The sequence below is a fragment of the Turicibacter sp. genome, assembly GCF_017941855.1.
Classification (GTDB): domain Bacteria; phylum Bacillota_I; class Bacilli_A; order MOL361; family Turicibacteraceae; genus Turicibacter; species Turicibacter sanguinis.
In genome coordinates, this window is the sequence record NZ_JAGAVR010000038.1 from 1 (window position 1) to 4,514 (window position 4,514).

4 protein-coding genes are annotated in these 4,514 nt (G+C 34.0%); all 4 read left to right on the forward strand.

The features are described from left to right. Positions 1–260: 260 nt before the first annotated feature. A complete protein-coding gene (locus J6D32_RS06125) occupies positions 261–839 on the forward strand; it encodes a helix-hairpin-helix domain-containing protein (RefSeq protein WP_009607735.1) in 579 nt (192 codons plus the stop codon). Next, positions 808–3,039: a DNA internalization-related competence protein ComEC/Rec2 gene (locus J6D32_RS06130; RefSeq protein ID WP_287467400.1), complete on the forward strand. Its 2,232-nt coding sequence runs from the start codon at positions 808–810 to the stop codon at positions 3,037–3,039. The genes J6D32_RS06125 and J6D32_RS06130 overlap by 32 nt, the downstream gene beginning before the upstream one ends. A 169-nt stretch (positions 3,040–3,208) precedes the next feature. Continuing rightward, entirely contained in the window at positions 3,209–4,189 is a 981-nt protein-coding gene (holA, locus tag J6D32_RS06135) for a DNA polymerase III subunit delta (protein WP_006783183.1), read from the forward strand. 231 nt (positions 4,190–4,420) lie between these two features. After that, the coding region (locus tag J6D32_RS06140; RefSeq protein ID WP_287467401.1) for a GTP-binding protein at positions 4,421–4,514 on the forward strand (94 nt) is incomplete at its 3' end.

The window sequence follows — 4,514 nt, forward strand, 5'->3', positions numbered from 1 at the left end:
AAAGATGATATTTTTATCTTTAATATTTAAAAATTTTCTAGTAGAATATGAGTGAGACATCAAAAATTATCCTTTCAATATTGTTTTAGCCGATAACATTGTAACAGGATAGAGACTTGATGTCTCTTTTTTTGATGCCATAAAAAAGGCGTTGCTTAGTTAGCAACACCAAATATTATAGAACCGTTATTCTCAAGTCTTTTTTATTTTTTAAAAGGAAAACACCTTTTTTTTGCGTATAGAAAAATGAGGTGAAAACGATGAAAAAGCAACTTGTTTATTTATTCGTGAGTGGAATTGTTATGTCACTCATCTTTATGAGTGCCAAACCTAAGAATACGTCGGTTCCTATTGTAATCGAATCACAATCAAGCATAGAGGAGATTACAAAATCTGAATTAGAAGAAGTTTCAAGCCTTTATTATATAATTGATGTAAAGGGAGAAGTTTATTGTCCTGGTGTTTATGAGGTAGAGGCTAACTCAAGAATTCATGAGGTCATTTTGCTTGCGGGAGGACTGACTGAACAAGCGGATCAGAATGCTATCAATTTAGCGGGAAAAATAAAGGATGAAATGGTGATTTATGTTCCTCATGTAGAGGAGGTCGTAAATTTCCAGTGGTCTTTTGAATCATCGTCAGAATCTAAAAAAATATCCATTAATCAAGCCAATGAGGATGAACTCAAAAATTTACCAGGTATCGGAAAGACCAAAGCAGCTGCTATTATTCAATATCGAATGGATTATGGTCCGTTTCAAAGCATTGAGGAATTAAAAAATGTTACAGGAATTGGAGAAAAGACTTTTGAAAGCCTGGAAGACTTTATCGAACTTTAAGTTAAGACAGCATATGATTTACTTGGTTTTTGCTATTTTAATCGGAGTCTTGATGAATGGTGGGGCCTGGTATCTGATTTTTATTTTTCTTGTCTATCTTCGCCGATTTCCTAAGACATACTGGATTTATTTCCTTATTTTTTTGATTAGTTTTAGCTATTACCATACATTAGAACATCAAACAAAACTTCATACCAATGCCTCGTTAGAGCCATCAGAAGCGTTGGTCGTAAAAATCAAAAAGCAGAGTCGTGAGAAACAAACGGCTATTCTAGAAATAGGGAGTGAAAGAATTTATTGGACAACTTCTTCTGTTGAGCCGAAGTTAATGCCAGGAGATATTGTATTAGTAAACGGTGAGTTAAATGTTCCAATGGCAGCAACGGTTCCCAATGGATTTGATTTTAAGCAATATTTGTCTCATCAAAAGGTTTATTTGACCTTATATACGAATGAATTTGAATTAATCGGGCATCAGTTTACAATTAGGCAGTGGCAATATGAATTAGCTCAGCAAATAGAAATGAACTTTCCACCACTGACAGGTGCCTACATGAAAGCTTGGTTGCTTGGAATGACAGATGATTTAGAAGAAGAGATTCAAACCCTGTATTCTGAGCTTGGGATTATTCATTTGTTTGCGATTAGTGGATTACACGTCGGCTTATTAAGTTTTCTTTTACGGTTTGTTTTAAAGCGATTAGGGGTGATTGAGGAGTTAAGTCAACTCATTGTGATTGTCGCTTTAGTTTTATTTATGGTCATCAGTGGAGGAAGTCCTTCAATTGTTCGGGCGAGTGGGATGAGTATCTTATTGATGATTAATAAGCGTCTAAGATTGAATCTCTCGTCATTAGATGTTTTTTCAATTCTCTTTCTTGTCAATGTATGCTTAAATCCACGACAAATTTATCAACTTGGATTTATTTATTCGTATTGGATGACGTTTATTTTAATTTGTTTTCAACCTACTTTTCAAAAATTAGGTACTAAAAGTTTATTCTTCTTTTTGCCGTTTATTGCTCAATGTGCTTCAGCTCCAATTCAATTATACTTTTATGATGAAATAAATGTGTTGAGTTATCTTGTTAATTTATGGGTGATTCCACTTGTGAGCCTATGTCTTTTACCGCTTTTAATCCTCACGATTCTCATACCGTTTATTACACCCTTAACGAACCATCTTCTCATGTTATTTGAAAGTGTCATTGTAGGGAGTGCCAGTTTATTCACGTGGAACTGGATTGTAGGCGAGTTTTCTTTAAATTTATTACTAGGATTGTTGCTGCTTTTTTTGGGGAATGGATATGTGTTTGAGAAAAAGCGTTGTTTTTCAAACTATGCCATTAGCATAATCCTGGTTATTTTTCTATTGGAATCCCATCGATTTTTTGTCAGTGAAAGTCAGTTCACGATGCTTGATGTGGGTCAAGGCGACAGTGTTATCATTCAATCGTCCTACAGGCGATGTAGTGTGGTGGTTGACACGGGTGGTACCTATCAGTTTACGGGGAAGCCTAAACCCATTTTTTCAACCACGCTAGAGCCCTTTTTAAAGGGAGAGGGGATTCGAACGATTGATTATTTGATTTTGACACATGGTGATTTCGATCATGTGGGAGAGGCCGTTTCGCTACTTCAAACTTTTGAGGTGAAAGAAGTGTTAACAAATGGGCAACCTTTAAATGAATTGATGAAAGAAATTGAAGAGGTAGCAAAGGAAGTAGGAACGATTTTTCGGCAGGTCAAACAAGAAGAAGTGTTAACGTGTGGGAATCAAATTCTCACGTTCTTACAATCAAATCAGATCAAATCAGATGAGAATGCTGCGTCATTGGTGTTTACATTAGAGATGGATGGATTTAGCGCACTATTGACTGGAGATATGGGGGTGAGTGAGGAGGCTGAGATTTTGAGTCGGTATCAGTTAAACCAATTAACAGTATACAAAGCAGCCCATCATGGTTCGAAAACTTCAAATTCAAATTCATTTTTGAGAAGATTAAGTCCCATGATTACCCTTGTATCATCAGGACGAAAAAATCGTTATGGTCATCCAAGTGTAGAGTTAATCGAAAATTTGAAACAACTCGAAATTCCACTCTTGAATACACAATACGATGGAAGTATTCAATTTAAAATTAGAAGGGATAGGCTATCGATTCAATCTTTTCCACCTTATGTTTATAATGTTCAATAATTAAAAAATTAGACAATTCTCTAAATAAAGTCACAACGAAAAAGTATAGTACCAAATTGAATCTCACAATAAAAAAAACAAAAAAGTCACACCAAAAGAAAATACGGACGATAAGTGTTTGGTTGTGACAGAGCCCTTAGTGTGATAAAATAGGGACTGAGGTGTTTTTATGGCCATTTATACGATCCTTGGTGAACAATCTGTTCTTTGTGAAAAGAAAATTAATGAAATTTTAGAGCAACATCAAATTGAATCGTTTGATGTCATCTCTTATGATATGAAAGAAGCAACGATTCAGGAAGCGTTGTTTGATTTGCAAACAGTTGCTTTTTTAAGTAATCGAAAAGCCATTTTAGTGAAGAATCCTTTATTTTTAACTGGAAAAGATTCAAAAGGCGAATTAAATCATGATTTAGAAAAGTTTATGGCGTTTTTAGAGCATCCGATTAGTGATAATATTTTAATTATTTATGCCCCTTATGATAAATTAGATGAACGTAAAAAAGTGGTGAAGTTATTAAAGAAGCAGTCGGAGTTTTTTACCTTTGAAACTTACTCAGAAACCACGCTCATCCAATGGGCCCAAAAAAAATTAAAAGAAGAAGGCATTGAATTTGATCCTCGTGCAGTCGAGTTATTAGTGAAGTTCACGCATGCTAAGCTTGATTTAATGTATCAAGAACTAGATAAAATCTTTTTATATTTTTTAGATGATGCGACCTCTAAATATTTATCTGTTGACTTAATTCATCTGCTAGTTCCAAGACAGTTAGAGGATAACATATTCTTACTAACAGATGCTTTGATGCAACAAAAAGTAAAAGATGCTTATCTTATTTACCAGGACTTACTCACGCAAAATGAGGAACCCTTTAAAATTTTAATTATGATCGCGAATCAATTCCGCTTAATGTCACAGGTTATTCAGCTAAGTCGTCAAGGATACCGTGAAGCAGAAGTGGCTAAAACATTAAATGTACATCCCTATCGTGTTAAATTAATTCACGGACAATCTCATCGTTTTGAGTTAGACTTAATTCAAAGTTATTTATACCAATTAGCTCAAATTGATTATAAGATTAAAACAGGTCTTTTAAAAAAGGAATTAGCACTTGAAATGTTTATTCTCAATTTAAAATCACGATATTAGCAAGACTTTTCATAAGTTTTGCTTTTTTTTGCCATAAATAACAAAGGATATTGTTCGTCAAGCCGTCCAAACTATAAGAGATTTCGACAAAACAACTTTATTTATGTCTCTTTTGAAAGTGCTTTTGAAAAATTTTCATAAAATGATATCATTTTTCGATACATTATTCCTTTTTTGTTGTATAATAATCGAGTATGAATTTTTTAATCTAGCCAGATAGAGGTGCAAAGCATGAATATTAAAAATATTGCCATTATTGCCCACGTTGATCATGGTAAAACGACTTTAGTCGATCAATTACTTCGCCAAGCGGGAACATTCCGTG